The sequence below is a fragment of the Oryzomicrobium sp. genome, from assembly GCF_036820405.1.
In the GTDB taxonomy this organism is placed as follows: Bacteria; Pseudomonadota; Gammaproteobacteria; order Burkholderiales; family Rhodocyclaceae; genus Oryzomicrobium.
Genome location: NZ_DAISLS010000007.1, coordinates 184,786 through 204,581 on the forward strand (window position 1 = coordinate 184,786; position 19,796 = coordinate 204,581).

Annotated in this window: 21 protein-coding genes; 10 read left to right on the forward strand and 11 right to left on the reverse strand. The window is 69.3% G+C overall.

The annotated features are described in order from the left end of the window. Nucleotides 1–164: 164 nt before the first annotated feature. The 3 genes from V7Z98_RS08410 to V7Z98_RS08420 form a co-directional block, all read right to left on the reverse strand. Nucleotides 165–1,358: an ABC transporter substrate-binding protein gene (locus V7Z98_RS08410; RefSeq protein WP_334157650.1), complete on the reverse strand. Its 1,194-nt coding sequence runs from the start codon at nt 1,356–1,358 to the stop codon at nt 165–167. A 279-nt stretch (nt 1,359–1,637) separates the two neighbouring features. Further along, nucleotides 1,638–2,003, reverse strand: coding sequence for a hypothetical protein (locus tag V7Z98_RS08415; protein ID WP_293264065.1), 366 nt, complete (start codon nt 2,001–2,003; stop codon nt 1,638–1,640). 188 nt (nt 2,004–2,191) lie between these two features. Continuing rightward, nucleotides 2,192–2,908, reverse strand: coding sequence for a hypothetical protein (locus V7Z98_RS08420; RefSeq protein ID WP_334157651.1), 717 nt, complete (start codon nt 2,906–2,908; stop codon nt 2,192–2,194). A 193-nt stretch (nt 2,909–3,101) separates the two neighbouring features. Between V7Z98_RS08420 and rpoH the strand changes: the two genes are divergently transcribed. Then, nucleotides 3,102–3,953: an RNA polymerase sigma factor RpoH gene (gene rpoH / locus V7Z98_RS08425; protein WP_293264069.1), complete on the forward strand. Its 852-nt coding sequence runs from the start codon at nt 3,102–3,104 to the stop codon at nt 3,951–3,953. Nucleotides 3,954–4,050: 97 nt separating this feature from the next. On the opposite strand, the gene V7Z98_RS08430 is transcribed toward rpoH, so the two are convergent. The 5 genes from V7Z98_RS08430 to V7Z98_RS08450 form a co-directional block, all read right to left on the reverse strand. After that, entirely contained in the window at nt 4,051–4,635 is a 585-nt protein-coding gene (locus V7Z98_RS08430) for a Yip1 family protein (RefSeq protein WP_293264071.1), read from the reverse strand. Nucleotides 4,636–4,771: 136 nt separating this feature from the next. Next, complete coding sequence (locus V7Z98_RS08435; protein WP_334157652.1) at nt 4,772–5,635, reverse strand: cytochrome c oxidase subunit 3; 864 nt, start codon at nt 5,633–5,635, stop codon at nt 4,772–4,774. Between the two features lie 52 nt (nt 5,636–5,687). Continuing rightward, the gene (ctaD, locus tag V7Z98_RS08440; RefSeq protein WP_293264075.1) at nt 5,688–7,304 is read right to left on the reverse strand and encodes a cytochrome c oxidase subunit I; all 1,617 of its coding nucleotides are present in this window, start codon (nt 7,302–7,304) and stop codon (nt 5,688–5,690) included. Between the two features lie 36 nt (nt 7,305–7,340). Then, nucleotides 7,341–8,579 carry a cytochrome c oxidase subunit II gene (gene coxB / locus V7Z98_RS08445; protein ID WP_334157653.1) on the reverse strand — a complete coding sequence of 413 codons (1,239 nt, stop codon included), beginning with the start codon at nt 8,577–8,579 and terminating at the stop codon, nt 7,341–7,343. A gap of 326 nt (nt 8,580–8,905) precedes the next feature. Next, nucleotides 8,906–9,526: an SCO family protein gene (locus V7Z98_RS08450; protein ID WP_334157654.1), complete on the reverse strand. Its 621-nt coding sequence runs from the start codon at nt 9,524–9,526 to the stop codon at nt 8,906–8,908. A 196-nt stretch (nt 9,527–9,722) separates the two neighbouring features. Here V7Z98_RS08450 and V7Z98_RS08455 point away from each other — a divergent pair, with 196 nt between their 5' ends. Next, complete coding sequence (locus V7Z98_RS08455; protein ID WP_293264081.1) at nt 9,723–10,346, forward strand: cytochrome c oxidase assembly protein; 624 nt, start codon at nt 9,723–9,725, stop codon at nt 10,344–10,346. Between the two features lie 41 nt (nt 10,347–10,387). On the opposite strand, the gene V7Z98_RS08460 is transcribed toward V7Z98_RS08455, so the two are convergent. Next, on the reverse strand, nt 10,388–10,588 hold the full coding sequence (locus V7Z98_RS08460; protein WP_293264083.1) for a twin transmembrane helix small protein: 201 nt from the start codon (nt 10,586–10,588) through the stop codon (nt 10,388–10,390). Between V7Z98_RS08460 and V7Z98_RS08465 the strand changes: the two genes are divergently transcribed. The 4 genes from V7Z98_RS08465 (at nt 10,587) to V7Z98_RS08480 (ending at nt 14,488) form a co-directional block, all read left to right on the forward strand. Then, nucleotides 10,587–11,618 carry an SURF1 family protein gene (locus V7Z98_RS08465; protein ID WP_334157655.1) on the forward strand — a complete coding sequence of 344 codons (1,032 nt, stop codon included), beginning with the start codon at nt 10,587–10,589 and terminating at the stop codon, nt 11,616–11,618. The two genes, V7Z98_RS08460 and V7Z98_RS08465, sit on opposite strands and share 2 nt — an antisense overlap. After that, nucleotides 11,615–12,190, forward strand: a complete 576-nt coding sequence (locus V7Z98_RS08470; RefSeq protein ID WP_334157656.1) for a hypothetical protein — start codon at nt 11,615–11,617, stop codon at nt 12,188–12,190. Before V7Z98_RS08465 ends, V7Z98_RS08470 begins: the two co-directional genes overlap by 4 nt. 38 nt (nt 12,191–12,228) lie before the next feature. Further along, the gene (locus V7Z98_RS08475; protein ID WP_334157657.1) at nt 12,229–13,191 is read left to right on the forward strand and encodes a heme o synthase; all 963 of its coding nucleotides are present in this window, start codon (nt 12,229–12,231) and stop codon (nt 13,189–13,191) included. 223 nt (nt 13,192–13,414) lie between these two features. After that, the gene (locus tag V7Z98_RS08480; RefSeq protein ID WP_334157658.1) at nt 13,415–14,488 is read left to right on the forward strand and encodes a COX15/CtaA family protein; all 1,074 of its coding nucleotides are present in this window, start codon (nt 13,415–13,417) and stop codon (nt 14,486–14,488) included. 136 nt (nt 14,489–14,624) lie between these two features. Here V7Z98_RS08480 and V7Z98_RS08485 read toward each other — a convergent pair whose 3' ends face one another. Next, the gene (locus tag V7Z98_RS08485; protein WP_293264093.1) at nt 14,625–15,266 is read right to left on the reverse strand and encodes a peroxiredoxin; all 642 of its coding nucleotides are present in this window, start codon (nt 15,264–15,266) and stop codon (nt 14,625–14,627) included. A 206-nt stretch (nt 15,267–15,472) separates the two neighbouring features. Between V7Z98_RS08485 and V7Z98_RS08490 the strand changes: the two genes are divergently transcribed. Further along, complete coding sequence (locus V7Z98_RS08490) at nt 15,473–16,207, forward strand: DnaJ domain-containing protein (protein ID WP_334157659.1); 735 nt, start codon at nt 15,473–15,475, stop codon at nt 16,205–16,207. Between the two features lie 102 nt (nt 16,208–16,309). Here the strand turns inward: V7Z98_RS08490 and mpl are convergent, their stop codons facing one another. After that, complete coding sequence (gene mpl / locus V7Z98_RS08495) at nt 16,310–17,665, reverse strand: UDP-N-acetylmuramate:L-alanyl-gamma-D-glutamyl-meso-diaminopimelate ligase (protein WP_334157660.1); 1,356 nt, start codon at nt 17,663–17,665, stop codon at nt 16,310–16,312. Nucleotides 17,666–17,794: 129 nt separating this feature from the next. Here mpl and V7Z98_RS08500 point away from each other — a divergent pair, with 129 nt between their 5' ends. The 3 genes from V7Z98_RS08500 to accB all read left to right on the forward strand — a co-directional run bounded on the left by V7Z98_RS08500 (nt 17,795) and on the right by accB (nt 19,783). Next, nucleotides 17,795–18,424, forward strand: a complete 630-nt coding sequence (locus V7Z98_RS08500) for a hypothetical protein (protein ID WP_293264097.1) — start codon at nt 17,795–17,797, stop codon at nt 18,422–18,424. Nucleotides 18,425–18,678: 254 nt separating this feature from the next. Continuing rightward, nucleotides 18,679–19,203, forward strand: coding sequence for a type II 3-dehydroquinate dehydratase (gene aroQ / locus V7Z98_RS08505; RefSeq protein WP_334157661.1), 525 nt, complete (start codon nt 18,679–18,681; stop codon nt 19,201–19,203). Between the two features lie 124 nt (nt 19,204–19,327). Further along, nucleotides 19,328–19,783, forward strand: coding sequence for an acetyl-CoA carboxylase biotin carboxyl carrier protein (accB, locus tag V7Z98_RS08510; protein WP_334157662.1), 456 nt, complete (start codon nt 19,328–19,330; stop codon nt 19,781–19,783). Nucleotides 19,784–19,796: the final 13 nt, after the last annotated feature.

Sequence of the window (19,796 nt, forward strand, 5' to 3'; positions counted from 1 at the left end):
GTAGGGATGAGCGCCGCCCGGGAGGGCGGCCAGGCCGCCTCCGGGGGACTCCCTCCATCGGTCAGTCGGCCGGTGCGCGCGGCACCGGCAGGAAACCCGGCCCCTGGGGACGACGGTCAGGCGCTAGGCCCAACGCGCCGCCCAGGGGCGGACGGGGCCGGCGCTCAGGGCTGGCAGGCGTCGAAGACCTGGTTGGGCGGGAACACCTTGACGATCTTCATGGTGTAGGCCGGCGCCGGCGGTGCGCCCTTCTCGACCACGCCCCACAGGCCATCCTGCATCGCCTGGTGGTCGCAGGCGCGCATGGACTTGCGCCCTTCCACCGAGTTCTCGCGCACGCTGTTCTCGAAGGCCGCGACCCATTTCTCCTTGTCCCAGGAGCCGGTCTGCTCGACCGTGTCGAGCCACCAGGCCATGCCGTCGTAGGCTTCGCCGGCGGCGCTGGAGGGCAGTTCGTTGTACTTCTTGCGGAAGGCTTCGACGAACTTGCGGTTGGCCGGGTTATCCACGGTGAAGTGGTAGCGCACCCCGGAATAGACGCCGATGGAAGCGGGGCCCACCCCCGCCGCCATGGTTTCATCGGCGATCACCGGGCCGAAGATCTTGCGCGTCTTGCCCAGGTCCACCTGGCCAGCCTGCTTGACCATGGTCACGGCGTCGGAGCCGGTCATGAACAGGGCCACGCCGTCGGCGTTGGAGCGGGCGATCTTGTCCACGATGGAGGAGTAATCCCGGTTGCCCAGGGGGGCGAAGTCGGCGCCGACGATCTCGACGCCGGCCTTCTCCGCCTCGCGGCGGTACCACTCCCAGCTGTCGCGGGTGGCCTGGTAGTCGGCGGTGACGCCGTAGACCCGCTTGAGCTTCTGTTCCTTGGTGAAGCTGAGGGCCATGCGCTGCTCCATGCCCAGGGTGTTGGAGGTGCGGAAGGTGTAGCGGGAGCCGTTGGGCACGGTGATCTTGTCGTCGGCGGACATGGTCACCAGGTGGGGAATCTTGCGCTGCTTGGCGATGTTCATGATGGCGATGCTGGAGGCGGAGCTGACCGCGCCGAAGATCATCTGCACCCCTTCGGAGATCAACCGGGTGGTCTTCTGCACCGCCGGCTGGGGCTTGGTCTCGTCGTCTTCCCAAATCACCTGGATCGGCTTGCCGAGGACCTTGCCGCCGCGCTGCTCGATGGCGATCTCGACGCCCTTGCGCATGTCCTCGCCGAAGATTCCGTAGGTGCCGGACAGGGACACCACCCCGCCGATCTTGAACTTGTCCGGGTCGGCCGCCCGGGCCGGCCCCGTACACAACAGGGCAACGGCCATCGCTCCGAACAGCACGCCATGACGGGCCTTGATACCAGCAACCATGTTTGTCTCCTCTGTTTTTTAGGGAAGCCGCCCTGATATGTCAGTTCAGCCTGCTGATATATTAGCACCTGTTTTCTGATATGCAACACGTTTCGATTAAGGGAATCGCCACTGCTCTCATACCGCCGCAGCGGGGCTGTCGAACACGCTCCCAGCCACTCCGGCAATGCGTCCAGCGGCGGACGGCAGCACCCCGCACAGTCGTCGGAGCGGCACAAAGGAAAAGGGCCGGCAGCGTGAAGCATCACGCTGCCGGCCCTGACTGAGCGGGTGGTTGGTTCAGCGCCAGTCGCGGCGCTCGCGCTCGCCCCGGCCCCGGTCTTCTTCCCAGTGGCCGCCGGTATGTCGCCAGCCGTTGCCGGCTTGCTCCCAGCGGTGGGGCACCCAGGTATAGCCGGGACGGGGGTTCTCCCAGTGGCCGGGCACCCATTCGTGCCGGTGGCCGGTCCAGTTCCAGAAGCCGCCGATCCAGATCTGGCCAACCACGGGGGGCGGGCCCACGACTTCAACCTGGGGCGGCGGCGGAGCCACCATCACCGGTTCGGAATAGGCCGGGCCGTAATACGGCCGGCCAACGGGGGCGACGACGCAGCCGGACAGGGCGGCGGCGGTGGCGAGGGCAACGAGTAGCAGCTTGGTGCGCATGGCGGTTCCTTGTTGTGCAATGTTGGAAAGCGTCGATCCATGAGCATTTAACGCCGGAACCAGCTGCCGCGCCGACCCGCCGCCCCTGGATTTACCGACTGTTGCAACTCGCTGCACAGCCGCCACACCCCCCGCCCGGGCCGGGACGGCGCACGTTCGTCGGCCCCCGCCACGCCGCCGCCCCTGGCTCACGTGCGCTGGGGCGCGCCATTGACCGTGATGTTCAACTGCCCGGCGGAGTTGAAATTCAGGACCACCTGGGCCGACGTCCGGTTGCCCGACAGCAGGCTGCCGTACTTGGCGATCACCGCCTGCAATTCCTGCGGCGACGCCGCGCCCCGGTATTCGGCCTGGAAGCCGACGGCCTCATCCAGCGCCGCCTTGCTTTCCGACAAGCCCTGGCTCCAACCCAGGGCCCGCTCCATGGCCGGCGACTGTTGCAACGCCTCCTTCAACTGGGCGCCGTAGGGGTAGTCGCTAGGAAACTGGACCTGCCCCTGGGAATCGAAGCCGATCTGGGCAGGCGCATAGGGAATGCCGTGGGCGGCCAGCAGCCCCGGCATGTTGCTCGAAACGTACTGCCCCAGGGCGTCGATGTTCCGCTGGGTCGGCATCAGCAGCGGGGGAATCTCCCCCGTGCCGGACCAGGACTTTCCGGTCAGGTACGACTCGACGTCCAGGTTAACGGTTCCCTGGTTGGTATCGAAAGCCACGGTCGGGGACGGGGCCGATGCGGCCGCCCGCTGCTCACCAGCCAGCCGCTCCCGGGCGGCTGCCGAAATGGACACCGGTTCGGCAGATTTTGCCGTGCCCGGATCGGTGGTTGCCAAGACTTGCCGCTGCACGGCCGGCGTACCGGAGGCGGCATACAGCGAGGCGGCGCCAAAGGCGCTCTGGACGATCATGGGAAGTCCTTGGAAGGCGAGTTCTTCCAAGCAGCATGTTTTATGCCAAACGCCAATCTTGAATGCTCTTCCCGGCTCAGTTCCGCGCGGCCTAACCAGGTGCCACCAGCTGCGATTCCCCAGAACTCACCCCCCCTTTAGCACTCAAAGGCAACGAGTGCTAAAATCAGATTGACCCTTTTGGAGGACCTCCATGACCCAGACCGCTTCGCTGATGCATCTACCGGTGGCGGTGGGCAATTTGGACGCCTACATCCAGACCGCCCAACGCTTTCCGCTGCTTTCCGACGAGGAAGAGAAGGCCTTGGCTCGCCGCTTCCGCGACGACGATGATCTGAGTGCCGCCCGCCAGTTGGTGCTGTCGCACCTGCGGGTGGTGATCGCCATCGCCCGGGGCTACCTGGGCTACGGCCTGCCCCACGCCGACCTGATCCAGGAAGGCAACATCGGCCTGATGAAGGCCGTGAAGCGCTTCGACCCGGACCGGGGCGTGCGCTTGGTGTCGTTCGCCATCCACTGGATCAAGGCCGAGATTCACGAATACATCGTGAAGAACTGGCGCCTGGTCAAGGTGGCCACCACCAAGGCCCAGCGCAAGCTGTTCTTCAACCTGCGCAGCATGAAGCCGGGCAGCGAAGCGCTGACGCCGGAGCAGGCCAACGAAGTGGCCGCCACCCTGGGCGTCAAGCCCGAGGAAGTGGTGGAGATGGAAACTCGCCTGAGCGGCCACGACCTGGCCCTGGAAGGCAACCCGGACGACGAGGAAGGCCGCCTGGCCCCCATCGCCACCCTGGCCGACTCGCGCCTGGAGCCGACCCGGGTGCTGGAAGCCCGGGAAGAGGAGCGCCTGCACAACGAGGGCCTGCGCGGCGCCCTGGCCACCCTGGATGCGCGCAGCCGCCGCATCATCGAGGCCCGCTGGCTGGCCGAGGACGGCGGCGCCACCCTGCACGACCTGGCGGCCGAATTCGGCGTTTCCGCCGAACGCATCCGCCAGATCGAGGCCAAGGCCCTCAAGTCCCTGCGCGGGGTACTGGCGGCCTGACCTTTCCGCCGCCCCATAAACACAACGGCCGGATGCGTGTGCGCTCCGGCCGTTGTGTTTATGGGGCCTGCACGCGGGCAAGGCCCCGGTTGCAGGATCAGCCCACCGCCCAGCCCAGGGCGACGAAGGTGAGCAACATCATCACCACCCAGGCGCACAGGCCGGCAGCCAGCACCGAGCCCCACAGCAGCAGGGCATGGCCGTCGTCGTCACCCATGTGGAACACCCGGTTGACGCCTTGGTAGATGAGCACGCCCACCGCGAACAGGGCGAGGATGGCCACCGCCACGTTGAACAGCAGGCTGGGTGCGAAGAAGGCCACCGGCGCGATCCACAGGGGGGTGGGCGCCACCGCCGCCAGGGTGAAGGCGTCCTGGTAGGACGGCCGGGCGTCGATCACATCGCCCAGTTGCTGGATGATGCGGGCCATCACCGGCACCGCCACCAGCTCGGTGACGTAGAACAGCACGGCAATGCCCATCATCATCTGCCGCCCGATCGTCGGCAGGTTCACCGTCTCGTGGTAGGCCGACCAGGCGTAGAGCATCATTGCCGGCGGCACCAGGGACATGGGCACCACGTACATCCAGAACATCTTGGTGACCGAGGGGTGGACCTTCATCAGCCAGTCCCAGCCCTCGCCATGGGACGACAGCATCTTCGGGAACATCATCGGACTCATGGCGTACCTCCTTTCAGGCAAGACGCATAGTGCAAACCACTCCCTGAGCCCCCTTGCAACGACTGCCAAGCACCACAAATTCACTGCTTCACTACATTGAATTGGACCTCGCCGGAGCAGGGCCGTTCTGTCACCCTCACAGCCAGTAGACGAAGACGAACAGCAGCAGCCAGACCACGTCCACGAAGTGCCAGTACCAGGACACCGCCTCGAAAGCGAAGTGGTGGTCCGGGGTGAAATGGCCGGCCTGCACGCGCAGCAGGATCACCGTCAGCATCACCGCCCCCAGGGTCACGTGCAGGCCGTGGAAGCCGGTAAGCATGAAGAAAGTGGCGCCGTAGATGCCGGTCTTCAGCGAAAAGGTGGCCTCGTGGTACTCGTAGGCCTGGAAGGTGAGGAACAGGGCGCCGAGCAGCACCGTCAGCAACAGCCCCAGGGCGAGCTGGCCGCGCCGGCCGCTCTTCAGCCCCCAGTGGGCCCAGGTCACGGTGGCGCCGGAACTGAGCAGGATCAGGGTGTTGATCGCCGGCAGGCCCCAGGCCGCCATGGGGGTGAAGGCGTCCTTCAGCCCCGGCCCCTCGGTAGGCCAGGCGCCCTCGTAGCCGGGCCACAGCAGGGGGGTATGGGCCAGCCAGGGGATGGCGAACTCGCGTACGTAGAAGAGCGCGCCGAAAAAGCCGCCGAAGAACATCACCTCGGAAAAGATGAACCACACCATGCCCCAGCGGAACGAGCGATCCACCTGGGGGTTGTAGCGCCCAGCCAGGCTCTCGCGGATGACGTTGCCGAACCAGCCGAACAGCATGAACACCAGGATGGCGAAGCCCAGGGCCATCACCCAGGGGCCGGCGCCCACCTTGGCGAGCAGCAGGATGAAGCCCGAGGCCAGGGTAAGCAGGGCCACCGAGCCGACCAGGGGCCACCAGGACGGCGGCGGCGTGTAGTAGCCGCCGGGGGCGGCGTGGGCGGCGAGGTTTCCGGGCTGGGAGGGCAGGGACATGGCGGACCTCCGGGGACGGCGCGTGTAACGATGGCGGTGGGGGCGATGGCGGCTAGCGGACCGTCGGCGGGGTGGTGAAGGAGTGGTAGGGCGGCGGCGAGGACAGGGTCCACTCCAGGGTGTCGGCCCCCTCCCAGGGCTTGGCCCCGGCCGGCTTGCCGCCGCGGATGCAGCGGACCACGTTGTAGAGGAAGAGCAGCTGGGCCGCACCGAGGACGAAGGCGCCGATGCTGGCGATCAGGTTGAACTCGGCGAATTGCAGGGCGTAGTCGGGGATGCGCCGCGGCATCCCGGCCAGGCCGAGGAAGTGCATGGGGAAGAAGGTGACGTTGAAGGCGATGGCGGTGAGCCAGAAGTGGGTCTTGCCCAGGGTTTCGTCGTACATGTGGCCGGTCCATTTCGGCAGCCAGTAATACACCCCGGCCATGATGCTCATGGCCGCCCCGGAAAACAGTACGTAGTGGAAGTGGGCCACCACGTAGTAGGTGTCCTGCAACTGGATGTCCACCGGCACCAGGGCCAGCACCAGGCCGGAGAAGCCACCGATGGTGAACAGGCAGATGAAGGCGATGGCGAACAGCATCGGCGTCTCGAAGGTCAAGGAGCCCTTCCACAGGGTCGCCACCCAGTTGAACACCTTCACCCCGGTGGGGATGGCGATCAGCATGGTGGTGTACATGAAGAACAGCTGGCCGGCGGCCGGCATGCCGGTGGTGAACATGTGGTGCGCCCATACCAGGAACGACAGGAAGGCGATCGAGGCCACCGCCCAGACCATCGAGGTGTAGCCGAACAGGGGCTTGCGGGCGAAGGTCGGCAAGATGGTGGAAACGATACCGAACGCCGGCAGGATCATGATGTACACCTCCGGGTGGCCGAAGAACCAGAACACGTGCTGGAACAGCACCGGGTCGCCGCCGCCGGCCGCCGAGAAGAAGTGGGTGCCGAAGTGCCGGTCGGTGAGCAGCATGGTGATGGCGCAGGCCAGCACCGGCATCACCGCCACCAGCAGGAAGGCGGTGATCAGCCAGGTCCACACGAACAGGGGCATCTTCATCGGCGTCATGCCCGGCGCCCGCATGTTGAGGATGGTGACGATGATGTTGATCGCCCCCATGATCGACGACAGGCCCAGGATGTGGATCGCCAGAATGGTCATGTCGTAGGAGATGCCGCCCTGGAGGTAGAGGGGCGGGTACATGGTCCACCCCGCCGCCGCCGCCCCGCCGGGGACGAAGAAGGACGAAATGAGCAGGGTGCCCGCCGCCGGCAGCAGCCAGAAGCTCCAGTTGTTCATGCGCGGAAAGGCCATGTCCGGCGCGCCGATCTGCAAGGGCACCATCCAGTTCGCGAAGCCGACGAAGGCCGGCATGATCGCGCCGAAGATCATGATCAGCCCGTGCAGGGCGGTGAGCTGGTTGAACACCGCCGGCTCCACCAGCTGGATGCCCGGCCGCGCCAGCTCGGCCCGGATCAGCATGGCCAGGGCCCCGGCGAAGAGGAACATGGCGAAGGAGAACCACAGGTACAGGGTGCCGATGTCCTTGTGGTTGGTGGAGGTCAGCCAGCGGCGCAACCCGCCGGGAGGCGCGCCGTGGTGCTCCTCGGCGTAGTCCCGGGGCGGTTGCCCGGGCACGGGAATGGCAGGATTGGCGGAGTGGGCGTCCATGGGGCCTCCTCGTCTGGGCCGATGCGCTCGGCTAGTTCATTTGCCTGCCGGAGCCTGGGCCATGCCGGCGCCGCCGGCTGCATCCTTGGCCCGGGCAGCCGCCACGTCGGTAGGCTGGACCGCGGCCCCGGCCCGGTTGCTCCAGGAATTGCGCTCGTAGGTCAGCACCGCCGCGATCTCCAGGTCGGACAGCTGCTTGCCGAAGGCCTGCATGGCGGTGCCCGGGCGGCCGTGCAGCACTACGTCCAGGTGCCCTTCCACCGGGCCGGTGGCCACCTTGGAGCCGTCCAGGGCCGGGAAAGCGCCGGGGATGCCCTTGCCGGTGGGCTGGTGGCAGGCAGCGCAGTTGGTGGCGTACACCTTCTCGCCCTGGGCCTTCAGGTCGGCCAGGGCATAGGTGCGGGTCGCGGCGGCCCGGGCGGCGGCGTGCAGCTGCTTCTGGCTCGCCAGCCAGGCGTCGAACTCCGCCGGCGGCACGGCCTTCACCACCACCGGCATGTAGCCGTGGTTCACCCCGCACAGCTCGGCGCACTGGCCCCGGTACACGCCGGGCTCGTCCACCTTGAACCAGGTGTCGCGGATGAAGCCGGGAAAGGCGTCCTGCTTGACCCCGAAGGCCGGCACCCACCACGAATGGATCACGTCGGCGGCGGTCAGCACCAGCCGGATCTTCTTGCCCGTGGGCACCACCAGGGGATTGTCCACTTCGAGCAGGTAATGCTCGCCCTTGGCCTCCTGGTTCTCGATCTGCTCCCGGGGGGTGGCCAGGTTGCTGAAGAAGCGCACCGGTTCGTCGCTTTCCGGCGTGCCGTCCCGGGCCAGGTACTCGTATTCCCACTTCCACTGGTGGCCGGTGACCTTGATGGTCATGTCCGAAGCGCTGGTGTCCTTCATCGCCAGCACCGTCTCGGTGGCCGGCCAGGCCATGGCCACCAGGATCACCGCCGGAATGATGGTCCAGACGATCTCCAGGGGCGTGTTGTCGTGGAACTGGCTGGCCTGGGCGCCCCGGGAGCGGCGAAAGCGGATCAGGGCATAGACCAGGGGCAGGAAGACCACCACCAGGATGACGCCGCAGATCCACAGGATGGTGGTGTGCAGATCCACGATCTGCCGGGCGATGACCGTCGCCGGCGCTTGCAGGTTAAGGGCGAATTCCGCCCGGGCCAGGCCCGGCGGCAGCGCCCCGGCGAGGAACGCGCACAGCAGCGGCATGGTCCGGGGGATGCCCCGCCGGCACGCCGTCGCCTGTCTCCAGCCATCGTTCTTTTTCATCGACCCCCTCCTCAACGGCGGAAGGGCGGACTTGCGACCGCGCTCCCGGCGAGGCCAGGGCCCGGGCGATCGGGCCTGGCGGGCGCCTTGCCGGCGGCGGCGGGGTGGGGGCATCCAGCACGCCCCGTTACCCCGACCAGCTGCCGGCAAAGCTCAAGGCGTGGGAGTGCGACGGCACCGAACAAGTTCCCAGCGGCATGAAGCGACCACCGGAACGGCCCGTCCCGCCTGGGCCGGCCGGAATGGGGAAACGAGCGGGAACGCGGGCGGAAAACAGGCGGAGGCGCGGCGCGGGAAGCGCCCGGGGCGTGGCCCTACAGCGCCCCTCAGCCCCCGGCCAGGAGCCGGCGCAGGTCGGCGACGATGTCCTCCACCGGCGCGTCGTCGCGCAGGTACAGGCGCGGCCGGCCGGCGGTATCGAGCACGTAGGCGCCGGCGGAATGGTCCATGACGTAGCCCATGCCCCCGGGCACGTCGCGCCGGGCGGCGTAGATGCGGAAAGCCTGGGCGGCGGCGGCCACGTCCTCGGCGCTGCCGGTCAGGCCGACGAAATCCGGGTTGAACCAGGGCACGTAGCCGGCCAGCTGGGCCGGAGTGTCCCGGGCCGGGTCGATGCTGACGAACACCACCTGGACCCGCTTCGCCTCGTCGCCCAGGGCCTGCATCGCCGCGGCGAAGCGGGTCAGGGCCGTGGGGCACACGTCCGGGCAATGGGTGTAGCCGAAGAACAGCACCACCGCCTTGCCCCGGTAGTCGGCCAAGCGGCGCGGCTGGCCCCGGGTGTCGGTGAGCGGCCGGGGAAAGTCCGGCCCCACCGAGGCGCCGGTGATGTCGGTGGCGCGGAAGGGCGGCGGTGCCGGTTCGCCGCAGGCGGCCAGCAACAACGCCACGGCCAGCGCCGCCGCCAGGGCGCCCATCCCGTTCATCCATTCCGGCCGTCGCCGCATCGCTCTTTCTCCTCTCGTCCTCTCAATATCCGGCGCGCTCCGCCCGCGCCAGGCCTGGATTATGGCCGGCCCGGGCGGAAAAAATTCTCGGGGCATGGCGGGACGACGAAACTAAACGGGCCGGGCAGGCTTCAAACCCTGCGAAGCGATCGCCCGGGCGGCCCCGCCGCCCCACCTTCCTGCCCAGGAGATCGGGATGATGCCTCCGCCCGTGCCGCCCACCAAGCCTTGCGCAACTGCCGCCGCGATGCCCGCGCCGCCGGTGGTTGCGGCCGCCACTGCCGCGGCCAACCGCCGGCTGGTCAAACGCCTGCTCTGGCTGGTGGCCGGGGCCTTCGCCTTCGGCTTCGCCCTGGTGCCGCTCTACGACACCTTCTGCCGTCTCACCGGCATCAACGGCAAGACCGCCAACACTCCGGCGGCACCGCTGGTAGCCAGCGCCCCCGCCTCCCGGGTCGACCTGGCCCGCACCGTCTCCCTCGATTTCGTCGGCACCGCCATGCCCGGCCTACCCTGGGAAGTGCGGCCGATCACCGGCCGCCTCGACCTGCATCCGGGCGAGGTCCACCAGGCCCGCTTCGTGGTGCACAACCGCTCGGAGCGCAGCATCGTCGGCCAGGCCATCCCCAGCGTCTCGCCGGGCAACGCCGCCCAGTACTTCAACAAGCTCGACTGCTTCTGCTTCCAGCAGCAGACCCTGGCCCCCGGGGAAACCCGGGAACTGGTGGTGACCTTCATCCTCGACCCGGCCCTGGACCCGGACGTGCGGGACGTGACCCTGTCCTACGCCTTCTTCATCCAGCCCGGCCCCCGGTCCTGAATCTGCCTGAATTCGCCTGAATCCGAACGCCCAACCCTACCCTAGCGTACCGCCGGCAGCCAGCCCAGGCGGAACGCCACGAGCAGGAGGAGGAACAGCATGATGGACAAGCCGATGCGCACCGTCAGCGCCCGCACCGCCCGGGTGCCCTGGCCCCGGTCGCGGTAGAGGAACACCAGCCCGGAAAACAGGCTGGCGACGATGGCCAGCAACACCGCGATCACCACCAGTTTGAAGACCATGGCCGACGCTCCCTTCCCTTCATTCGAGTCGTTCGATTCGATCGATCCGGTCGCTCCATTCCCCGAGCCCCCGGCGGAACCCTGCGCGCTCTGCCGTCCGCTCCACCCCGCCCTGGTGCCGGCGGACGGCCCGCTGGGCGGCGCAGCGCACGAACCTTCTCCCTCTCAGAGCGCCCCGCGCCGCTGGCGGTTCCGCCCCGGCTGGCCCGCCACCCTGGCCACCGCCCTGCTGCTGCCCCTGTTGATCGCCCTCGGGCAGTGGCAGCTCGGCCGGGCCGAGACCAAGGAGGCGCGCCGCGCCGAACTGGCGGCCCGCAGCCAGTTCGCCCCCTGGCGCCTGGACGGCACCGCCCCCCTGCCCACCGCCGAGGCCCTGGCCTACCGGCCGGTCGAGGCCGCGGGCGAGTACGACGCCGCCCACCAGATGCTGCTGGACAATCAGGTGCACGACGGCCAGGCCGGCTACCGGGTCATCACCCCCCTCACCCTGGCCGGCGGCGACCGGCCGCAACAGATCCTGGTGGACCGGGGCTGGGTGCCGGCCCCGGCCGATCGCGGCCATGCCCCCCAGGTGCCGGCGCCCCAAGGCCCGGTGCTGGCGCGGGGAACCGCCATGCCCCCGACGAAAGCCGCGTTCCTCCTCGCTCCCGAAGAGCCCGGCCTGGAAAACGGCCACTGGCGCGGGGTTTGGCAATACCTCACCCCGGAACGCTACGCCGCCGCCCGCCAGGCCGCCAATACTGCCCCCGCCGCCCCCGCCGTGGACGTGGCGCCGGTGGTGCTCCCGGTGGTGCTCCAGCTGACCGCCCCGGACGGTGCCGCGCCCGGGCGCGGCGGCGAAGCCCGCGGCGAAAGCGTCGCTGTCGCACCCGCATCCCGGACCGCCCCCCAGCTCCAGCCCCTCCCCCTTGCCCCCCTGCCCCCGGACGACGGCGCCGCGCGCAACCGGGCCTACGCCGGGCAATGGTTTGCCTTCGCCGCCACCCTGGCGGCGCTCTACGTCGGACTCAACCTGAGGCGCCGCCCATGACCGCCACCCTGATCCCCCTGCGCCGCACCGCTGCCCGGCCCCAGCCCGCGCCGCCAGCGGCGCCTCCCTCACCCGACTCCCCCATCCAGGCCGCCCGCCGCCGCTTCTGGCCGATGGCCGGCGTGTTCGCCCTGTTCGCCCTGCCCCTGGTGCTCGGCTGGGGGTTGTTCGCCCTGGGCTGGCGGCCCGGCGGCTCGCCCCACGGCGTCCTGATCCAGCCGCCCCAGCCCCTGCCGCCGGCCCTGGCGGCCAACGACGCCAATGCGCCGACCGCCGGCCGCTGGCAGGTGCTGCTGGTGGGCAAGGGGCCCTGCGGCACCGACTGCCAGGCGGCCCGCCGCTCCCTGACCCAGTTGCGCGCCACCCTGGGCAAGAACGCCGACCGGGTGGCCCTGCGCGAAGTGCCCGTAACGCCGCCCGACCTGGGCACCGCCGGCCAGCCCCCGGCCGCCTACCGCTTCTACCTGGCCGACCCCTTGGGCCGGCTGATCCTGGCCTATCCGGCCGCCGTGCCCTGGGGCGACCTGCGCCAGGACCTGGACCGGCTGCTCAAGTATTCCTGGGTGGGCTAGGGACGTCCGTCCGGCCCGAACAAGAAAAGGAGGAGACCATGCTGACCGCCACCCCCACGCCCGCCGGTCCGGAGGCTGCCCACACCCACGCCCGCGCCGCCATCCTGGCCCGGCCCCAGCCCCTCGCCCTCAAGCTCGCCGCCTTCTGGCGCCAGTGCAAACCCCGGGTGAACAGCCTGATCGTGTTCACCGCCATGATCGGCATGGTCCTGGCCACCCCGGGGCTGCCCGGCGCCGGGGTGTTCGTCGCCGCCTCCCTGGGCATCGCCCTGGTGGCCGGGGCGGCGGCGGCCATCAACTGCCTGGTGGAGCGCCACATCGACGCGCGCATGGCCCGCACCCGGGGCCGCCCCCTGGTGCGCGGCGAGATCGGCGCCGTCGAGACCCTGACCCTCGCCACCCTGGTGGGGGGCACCGGCCTGGCGGTGCTGCACCTGTGGGTGAACGACCTGACCATGTGGCTGACCCTGGCCACTTTCCTCGGCTACGCAGTGATCTACACGGTCATCCTCAAGCCGGCCACGCCCATGAACATCGTCATCGGCGGCGCCTCCGGAGCCATGCCGCCGCTGCTCGGCTGGGCGGCGGTGACCGGCCAGGTGGGGGCCGAGGCCCTGGCCCTGTTCCTCATCGTCTTCACCTGGACCCCGCCCCACTTCTGGCCCCTGGCCTGCTACCGGCGCGACGACTACGCCCGCGCCGGCCTGCCCATGCTGCCGGTGACCCACGGGGTGGCCCACACCTGCACCCAGAGCCTGGTGTACGTGATCGCCCTGTGCGGCGTGAGCCTGCTGCCGGTGGCCATCGGCATGGCCGGCGGCCTCTACCTGGCGGCGGTGCTGGCCCTCGACGCCCTGTTCCTGGCGCGCACCTGGCAGCTGTGGCGGGCCTATTCCGACGCCCTGGCACGCAAGGTGTTCCGCACCTCGATCATCTACCTGTTCGGCCTGTTCGCCGCGCTGCTGGCCGACCACTTCCTGGGCCTGCCGGGTGCGGCCTGAGGCGGCGGCGGCATCGATATATCAATTTCGTTCATGTATTCAAATCGGGACATCGCCAAACTCCAATACTGGCGCGGACCTTGTATTTAGAGCCAAGCCAATACATGAAATTTATTAATACATCGGCCGCCACGGCCCGCCGGAAGGCGGCCGATCCGCCGGCGTCCGCGCCCGCCTTTTTTCACCCCCATCGCCCACTCTTGCCCTCCCGCCCGAGTCCATCATGACCCTCGCTCTTTACCGCCGCCTCGCCCTGCTCGCCGCCCTGCTCGCACTGGGGGTGGTCGCCCTGGGCGCCTACGTGCGCCTGTCCGACGCCGGCCTGGGTTGCCCCGACTGGCCCGGCTGCTACGGCCATCTGGTGGGGGTGCCGGACGCCCCCCACGAGCACGCCCAGGCGGCCCGGCTGTTCCCCGACCGGCCTGTGGAAGCGGCCAAGGCGTGGAAGGAGATGATCCACCGCTACGCCGCCGGCACCCTGGGCCTGCTCATCGCCGCCCTGGCGGTGGGCGCCTGGCGCGGGGTATGGACCGAGCGCGGGCCGCTGCGCCGCGCCCTGCCCACGGCCCTGGTCGGGCTGGTGCTGTTCCAGGCCCTGCTTGGTATGTGGACCGTGACCCTGCTGCTCAAGCCCCTGGTGGTCACCGCCCACCTGCTGGGCGGCATGCTCACCTGGGGCGGCCTGCTGGCCCTCAACCTGCAACTGCGCCCGAACCTGACGCCGGCGCCGGAGCGGCTGCCGGCGGCCAGCCCGGGATTGCGCCGGGGCGCCGCCCTGTTCGTGCTGCTGGTGCTGGGCCAGATCGCCCTGGGGGGCTGGGTGAGCAGCAACTACGCGGCCCTGGCCTGCGGCGATTTCCCCGCCTGCACCGGCGGCCAAGCCTGGCCGGCGGCGGACTGGCACCACGCCTTCACCCTCGACCGCAGCCTGGGCGCCACCGCCGACGGCGCGCTGCTGCCCGGCGCGGCGCTCACCGCCATCCACTTGGCCCACCGGGCCGGCGCCCTGGCGGTGCTGGCCGCCGCCGTGGCCCTGGCCTTGGCTTTGCTGCGCCAGGGGCACCGCGGCGCGGCCGCCGCCCTGGCCGGGCTGACGCTGCTCCAGGCCGGGCTGGGGGTCGCCAACGTGCTGGCGACCTTGCCCCTGCCCCTGGCGGTGGCCCACAACACGGGCGCCGCCCTGCTCCTGGCCGGCGCCCTGGCGCTATGCCACCGCCTGGCCCGGGCACCCCGACGGGATCGGGACGCACCGGTCCCCCGGCCCGGCGGCTGGCGCCAGTTGCATCCGGCCGGGTGAACGGCGCCGCCGCCCCGCAACGATTGACCGACGTTCGCCGCCAATCGCAGCAAAAATCACCCCATGAACGGCAAAAAGCCCGCACGAAGCGGGCTTTTTGCCGTTGGACGCAAACGTCCGGCGATCAGCGATTGAATCAGCGGTTGGGCTGGGGCGTCAGGCGCAGGTAGGGCTTGATGGCGTTCCAGCCCTTGGGGAACTTGGCCTTGAGCACCTCGGGGTCGGTGATGGAGGGCACGATCACCACGTCGTCGCCGTCCTGCCAGTTCGCCGGGGTGGCCACGCTGTGGTACTCGGTGAGCTGGAGCGAATCCACCACCCGCAGGATTTCGTTGAAGTTGCGCCCGGTGCTGGCCGGGTAGGTGATGGTCAGGCGCACCTTCTTCTGCGGGTCGATGACGAACAGGGAACGCACCGTGGCGGTGGCGCTGGCGTTGGGGTGGATCAGGTCGTACAACTCGGACACCTTGCGGTCGGCGTCGGCGATGATCGGGAAATTGACCACCGTCTTCTGGGTCTCGTTGATGTCCTCGATCCAGCGTTTGTGGGACTCCACCGGGTCCACCGACAGGGCGATGACCTTGACGTTGCGCTTCTTGAATTCGTCGGCCAGCTTGGCGGTGAAGCCCAGCTCGGTAGTGCACACCGGAGTGAAATCGGCCGGGTGGGAGAACAGGATGCCCCAGCTGTCGCCCAGCCACTCGTGAAAGCGGATCGGGCCCAGGGAGGACTCTTGCTCGAAGTCGGGGGCGGTATCGCCCAGGCGCAGGGAAGCCATGCGGATCTCCGGAAGGAACAGGTGAATTCATTCTGGACAGCGGCCGCCCCGGGGCCAAATAACGTTTGCTGATGAGCTTAGAACCCGGGCTTCGTCCCGCCCCCCTCCGGCACCTTGCCCGCCGGGCGCGGCTATGTCATCGTCACGGCCTGACGGATTTCTGACCGATTCACGCGTTTTACATTACCGCCACCGCCCCAGCCATCATGAGCAAGACCCTCTACGACCTGCTCGAAGTCTCGTCCACCGCCTCCGCCGAAACCATCGCCGCCGCCCACCAGCGCCTGGCCGAGAAGTACCACCCCCACGCGCCCCACAACCAGGGCACGGCGGACGACGGAGACGCGCTCAACCGCTACAAGGCGATCAACGACGCCTTCCAGGTGCTGTCCCGCCCCGAATCGCGCCAGCGCTACGACCAGCAATTGGCGTCCAAGGCCAATGCCGCCGCCACGGCGGCGATGCTTGCGCCCCCGCCATCGCGGCGCCTGGGCTGGGTGGCCGTCCTGCTGATCGGCGCCGCCCTGGTCGGCGGCTGGCAATACCAGAGCCGGCAGGAGGCCGAAAAAGCCCGCGCCCTGGCCGAGGTCGAACGTCAGGCCAAGGAGCGGCGCGCCCTCGAACTGGCCGCCGAACTGGAAAAGACGCGCCTGCTCCAGGAGGCCGCCGAAGCCCGCCAGCAGGCCCAGCTCCAGGCCCAGGCCGAACGGGACGCCCAGCACAGCTACGAGGTCGCCAATGCCCGGGCCGACGCGGCATTGCATTCCCGGGAAGTGGCTGCCGCCAACGCCGCCCGGGAAAACCGCCGCCAGCAGCAACAGGTGCTCGCCCTGGAACAGGAACGCCAGCGCGAAGCCCAGCAGCGCCTGGAGCGGGACAAGGCGACCCTGCGCCAGATGGAATACGACAACCGGCGCGGACCGAGCTACCGCAGCTATTGACCCCCCCAAGGCGCCTGAATCGGGCGCTCCGGACGATTAGGCCGGGAAGGGGAAAAAGGAAGGGGCGGCAGCCCGAGCGCCGAACGGCGCCCGGGGGCCGGGTCAGCCCCGCGCCGCCAGGGCGTCGAGCAGCTTGCCGTGGATGCCGCCGAAGCCGCCGTTGCTCATCACCAGCACCTGGTCGCCGGGCCGGGCGGCGGCGGCCACCTCGGCCACCAGGGCGTCCAGGTCGTCGCGCACCACGGCCTTGTCGCCGAGGGGCGCCAGGGCGGCAGCGGCGTCCCAGCCCAGGTTGGCGGCGTAGCAGAACACCCGGTCGGCCTCGGCCAGGGAGCCGGGCAGGGCGTTTTTCATCACCCCCAGTTTCATGGTGTTGGAGCGGGGCTCCAGCACCGCCAGGATGCGGGTGTCCGCCCCCACCTTGCGGCGCAGGCCGGCCACGGTGGTGGCGATGGCGGTCGGATGATGGGCGAAGTCGTCCACCACCGTCACCCCGCCGGCCACGCCGCGCACTTCCATGCGCCGCTTGACGTTCTTGAAGCGGGACAGGGCGGCCAGGCCGTCCTCCAGGCGCACGCCGACGTGGCGGGCGGCGAGCAGGGCGGCCACGGCGTTGGCCCGGTTGTGGTCGCCGGTCACCTCCCAGGTGGTCTCGCCCACCAGGCGCTCGCCCTCGTAGAGCGCCAGGGCGCCGCTGGCGTCGTCGCCCCGGGCGTGGAAGCTCGCCGGGTCGTTGAACCCCACCTGCTCGGACCAGCAGCCCCGGGCCAGGACCCGCTCCAGGCTGGCCTCGCCCCGGTTGGTGACGATCTGGCCAATGCGCGGCATGGTCCGCACCAGATGGTGGAACTGGGTCTCGATCGCCGCCAGATCGGCGAAGATGTCGGCGTGATCGAACTCCAGGTTGTTGAGGATGGCGGTCTTGGGCCGGTAGTGGATGAACTTGGAGCGCTTGTCGCAGAAGGCCGTGTCGTACTCGTCGGCCTCGACCACGAAGAAGGGCGAGCCGCCCAGCCGGGCCGACACGCCGAAGTTGAGCGGCACCCCACCGATCAGGAAGCCCGGGGCGTAGCCGCAGTCTTCGAGAATCCAGGCCAGCATCGACGAGGTGGTGGTCTTACCGTGGGTGCCAGCCACCGCCAGTACCCAGCGGCCTTGCAGGATGTGCTCGGCGAACCACTGGGGGCCGGAGACGTAGGGCAACCCCTTGTCGAGAATGGCCTCCAGCAGCGGGTTGCCCCGGGAGATGGCGTTGCCGACCACGAACAGGTCGGGTTCCAGGGCCAGTTGCTCCTCGCCGTAGCCGGACACCAGCTCGATGCCGGCGGCGACCAGCTGGTCGCTCATCGGAGGATAGACGTTCAGGTCGCAGCCGGTGACCCGGTGGCCGGCGGCGGCGGCCAGCTGGGCGATGCCGCCCATGAAGGTGCCGCAGACGCCGAGAATGTGGATGTGCATGTTGTAATGGGAATGCGTTGGGGGCGGGATACAATGGGACGCGTGGACTGGGGGCTGCGCCACACGCCGCCGCCCCCGAGGACTGGACGGGATTCTACCCGAGCCCGTCCCCTACCCGAGGCCATCGCCATGCCCCGTCGCAACACCGCCACTCCGTCCCGCCGCCAGCACCCGGCCAGCCCGCGCCAGGCCGAAATGCTGCGCCAGACCATCGCCTCCACCGCCGCCCGGCTGATCGCCGAGGACGGCTCCCTCGACTACGAACTGGCCAAGCGCAAGGCCGCCCGCCAGCTCAACCTCGCCGACGGCGAGGGGCTGCCCACCAACGCCGAGGTGGAATCGGCCCTGCGCACCCACCAGGCCCTCTACCAGGGCGACGAACAGCGCGACCGGCTCCAGGGAATGCGCCAGGTGGCCCTGGAGGCGATGCGCGAGTTCGAGCGTTTCAGCCCTTATCTGACCGGCTCGGTGCTCGACGGCACCGCCGGGCGCTACGCCGAGATCGACCTGCTGCTCTACCCGGACTCGGCCAAGGACGTGGAAATCTACCTGCTCAACCGCAACATTCCCTTCGAGCACGTCACCCCGCGCCACGACCGGGTCGAAGCGGTGTTGCAACTGGATTGGCACGGTGCCCCGGTGAACCTGGTGATCTACCCGCCGGACGACGAGCGGGTGACCTTCCGCAGCCGGGACGGCCGGGTGCGGGAACGGGCCCGCCGCGAGGCGGTGGAATCCCTGGTCGCCGCCAACGCCTGACTCCGGCGCCACGGCACGGGGTAAAAGCGGCCATCTGTGGCGAACGTCGGACAAACTGGTTTGCAGCAGGCATAGCGCCCCACGCCACCGCCAACGCGCTCCAAATGGCCGGCCAACCCGCCCGGGGCCGGCCTCCCCCGACCATGCCAGGCGCAAAACGGCCCCATGACGGCGTTTTCGCCCCCCAGGCGCCGCCCCGGGCTACGTGATTCCCGTCTGGACAAACTCCGGCGATTTCCGGCAAACTTGCCGGCATGCAGCGCCGAAAATCCACCTCCGGCAAAACCAAAACCGCCCACGAAGGCGCCTCCGCGGTCGAGGCGCGCACGCCGCGGCTACTGGTCTTGCACGGCCCCAACCTCAACCTGCTGGGCACCCGGGAACCGCAAATCTACGGTTCCACCACCCTGGCCGACATCAACCTGGCCCTGGCGCGCCGGGCCGAAGCGGCAGGCGTCGAGCTGGTGGCGTTCCAGAGCAACCACGAGGGGGCGCTGATCGAGCGCATCCACGCGGCCCGGGACGAAGGCGTGGCGTTCATCATCATCAATCCGGCGGCGTACACCCACACCAGTGTCGCCCTGCGCGATGCCCTGGCAGGCGTCGGCATCCCCTTCATCGAGGTGCATCTGTCGAACGTGCATGCCCGGGAACCTTTCCGGCAGCATTCCTACTTCTCCGACCTGGCCGTGGGCGTCGTCTGCGGCCTGGGGGCCGAGGGCTATTCCCTGGCCCTGGAATACGTCCTGGCCCGCGTCGCCGCCAGCGACACGGCCTGAGCTCCGTCGGACAGCCTTCCGGGGCGGCCATCTTGTCGCCCCAACCAAATTTCCAAGTTCAAAACGTCCTGCATAAATCATCCCGTGCGCCCCGTTGCGCGCTTTTTTTGGGGAGAAATCAAGAATGGATCTGCGTAAGCTCAAGAAACTGATCGACCTGGTGCAAGAGTCCGGCATCTCCGAGCTGGAGGTGACCGAAGGCGAAGAGAAGGTGCGCATCGCCAAACACTTGGCCGCCCCCACCGCCGCCCCCCAGGCCTATGTGATGCCCGCCGCCCCGGCCGCCGCTGCCCCCGTGGCCGCCACTGTGGCGCCGGAGGCCCCCGCAGCCGACGCCCTGCCGGAAGGCACCGTGGTCAAGAGCCCCATGGTCGGCACCTTCTATCGTTCCCCCTCCCCCGGCGCCAGCGCCTTCGTCGAGGTGGGCCAGGCGGTCAAGGCCGGCGAGACCCTGTGCATCATCGAGGCCATGAAGCTCCTCAACGAAATCGAGGCAGAAGTCTCGGGCACCGTGAAGGCCATCCTGATCGAGAACGGCCAGCCGGTAGAATTCGGCGAGCCGCTGTTCGTCATCGGCTAAGGAGTCGGACAGC

Bases quoted from the DNA above. Each gene is read 5' to 3' on its own strand.
- V7Z98_RS08410 (WP_334157650.1), bottom strand. From the start codon at position 1,358: ATGGTTGCTGGTATCAAGGCCCGTCATGGCGTGCTGTTCGGAGCGATG.
- V7Z98_RS08415 (WP_293264065.1), bottom strand. From the start codon at position 2,003: ATGCGCACCAAGCTGCTACTCGTTGCCCTCGCCACCGCCGCCGCCCTG.
- V7Z98_RS08420 (WP_334157651.1), bottom strand. From the start codon at position 2,908: ATGATCGTCCAGAGCGCCTTTGGCGCCGCCTCGCTGTATGCCGCCTCC.
- rpoH (WP_293264069.1), top strand. From the start codon at position 3,102: ATGACCCAGACCGCTTCGCTGATGCATCTACCGGTGGCGGTGGGCAAT.
- V7Z98_RS08430 (WP_293264071.1), bottom strand. From the start codon at position 4,635: ATGAGTCCGATGATGTTCCCGAAGATGCTGTCGTCCCATGGCGAGGGC.
- V7Z98_RS08435 (WP_334157652.1), bottom strand. From the start codon at position 5,635: ATGTCCCTGCCCTCCCAGCCCGGAAACCTCGCCGCCCACGCCGCCCCC.
- ctaD (WP_293264075.1), bottom strand. From the start codon at position 7,304: ATGGACGCCCACTCCGCCAATCCTGCCATTCCCGTGCCCGGGCAACCG.
- coxB (WP_334157653.1), bottom strand. From the start codon at position 8,579: ATGAAAAAGAACGATGGCTGGAGACAGGCGACGGCGTGCCGGCGGGGC.
- V7Z98_RS08450 (WP_334157654.1), bottom strand. From the start codon at position 9,526: ATGCGGCGACGGCCGGAATGGATGAACGGGATGGGCGCCCTGGCGGCG.
- V7Z98_RS08455 (WP_293264081.1), top strand. From the start codon at position 9,723: ATGATGCCTCCGCCCGTGCCGCCCACCAAGCCTTGCGCAACTGCCGCC.
- V7Z98_RS08465 (WP_334157655.1), top strand. From the start codon at position 10,587: ATGGCCGACGCTCCCTTCCCTTCATTCGAGTCGTTCGATTCGATCGAT.
- V7Z98_RS08460 (WP_293264083.1), bottom strand. From the start codon at position 10,588: ATGGTCTTCAAACTGGTGGTGATCGCGGTGTTGCTGGCCATCGTCGCC.
- V7Z98_RS08470 (WP_334157656.1), top strand. From the start codon at position 11,615: ATGACCGCCACCCTGATCCCCCTGCGCCGCACCGCTGCCCGGCCCCAG.
- V7Z98_RS08475 (WP_334157657.1), top strand. From the start codon at position 12,229: ATGCTGACCGCCACCCCCACGCCCGCCGGTCCGGAGGCTGCCCACACC.
- V7Z98_RS08480 (WP_334157658.1), top strand. From the start codon at position 13,415: ATGACCCTCGCTCTTTACCGCCGCCTCGCCCTGCTCGCCGCCCTGCTC.
- V7Z98_RS08485 (WP_293264093.1), bottom strand. From the start codon at position 15,266: ATGGCTTCCCTGCGCCTGGGCGATACCGCCCCCGACTTCGAGCAAGAG.
- V7Z98_RS08490 (WP_334157659.1), top strand. From the start codon at position 15,473: ATGAGCAAGACCCTCTACGACCTGCTCGAAGTCTCGTCCACCGCCTCC.
- mpl (WP_334157660.1), bottom strand. From the start codon at position 17,665: ATGCACATCCACATTCTCGGCGTCTGCGGCACCTTCATGGGCGGCATC.
- V7Z98_RS08500 (WP_293264097.1), top strand. From the start codon at position 17,795: ATGCCCCGTCGCAACACCGCCACTCCGTCCCGCCGCCAGCACCCGGCC.
- aroQ (WP_334157661.1), top strand. From the start codon at position 18,679: ATGCAGCGCCGAAAATCCACCTCCGGCAAAACCAAAACCGCCCACGAA.
- accB (WP_334157662.1), top strand. From the start codon at position 19,328: ATGGATCTGCGTAAGCTCAAGAAACTGATCGACCTGGTGCAAGAGTCC.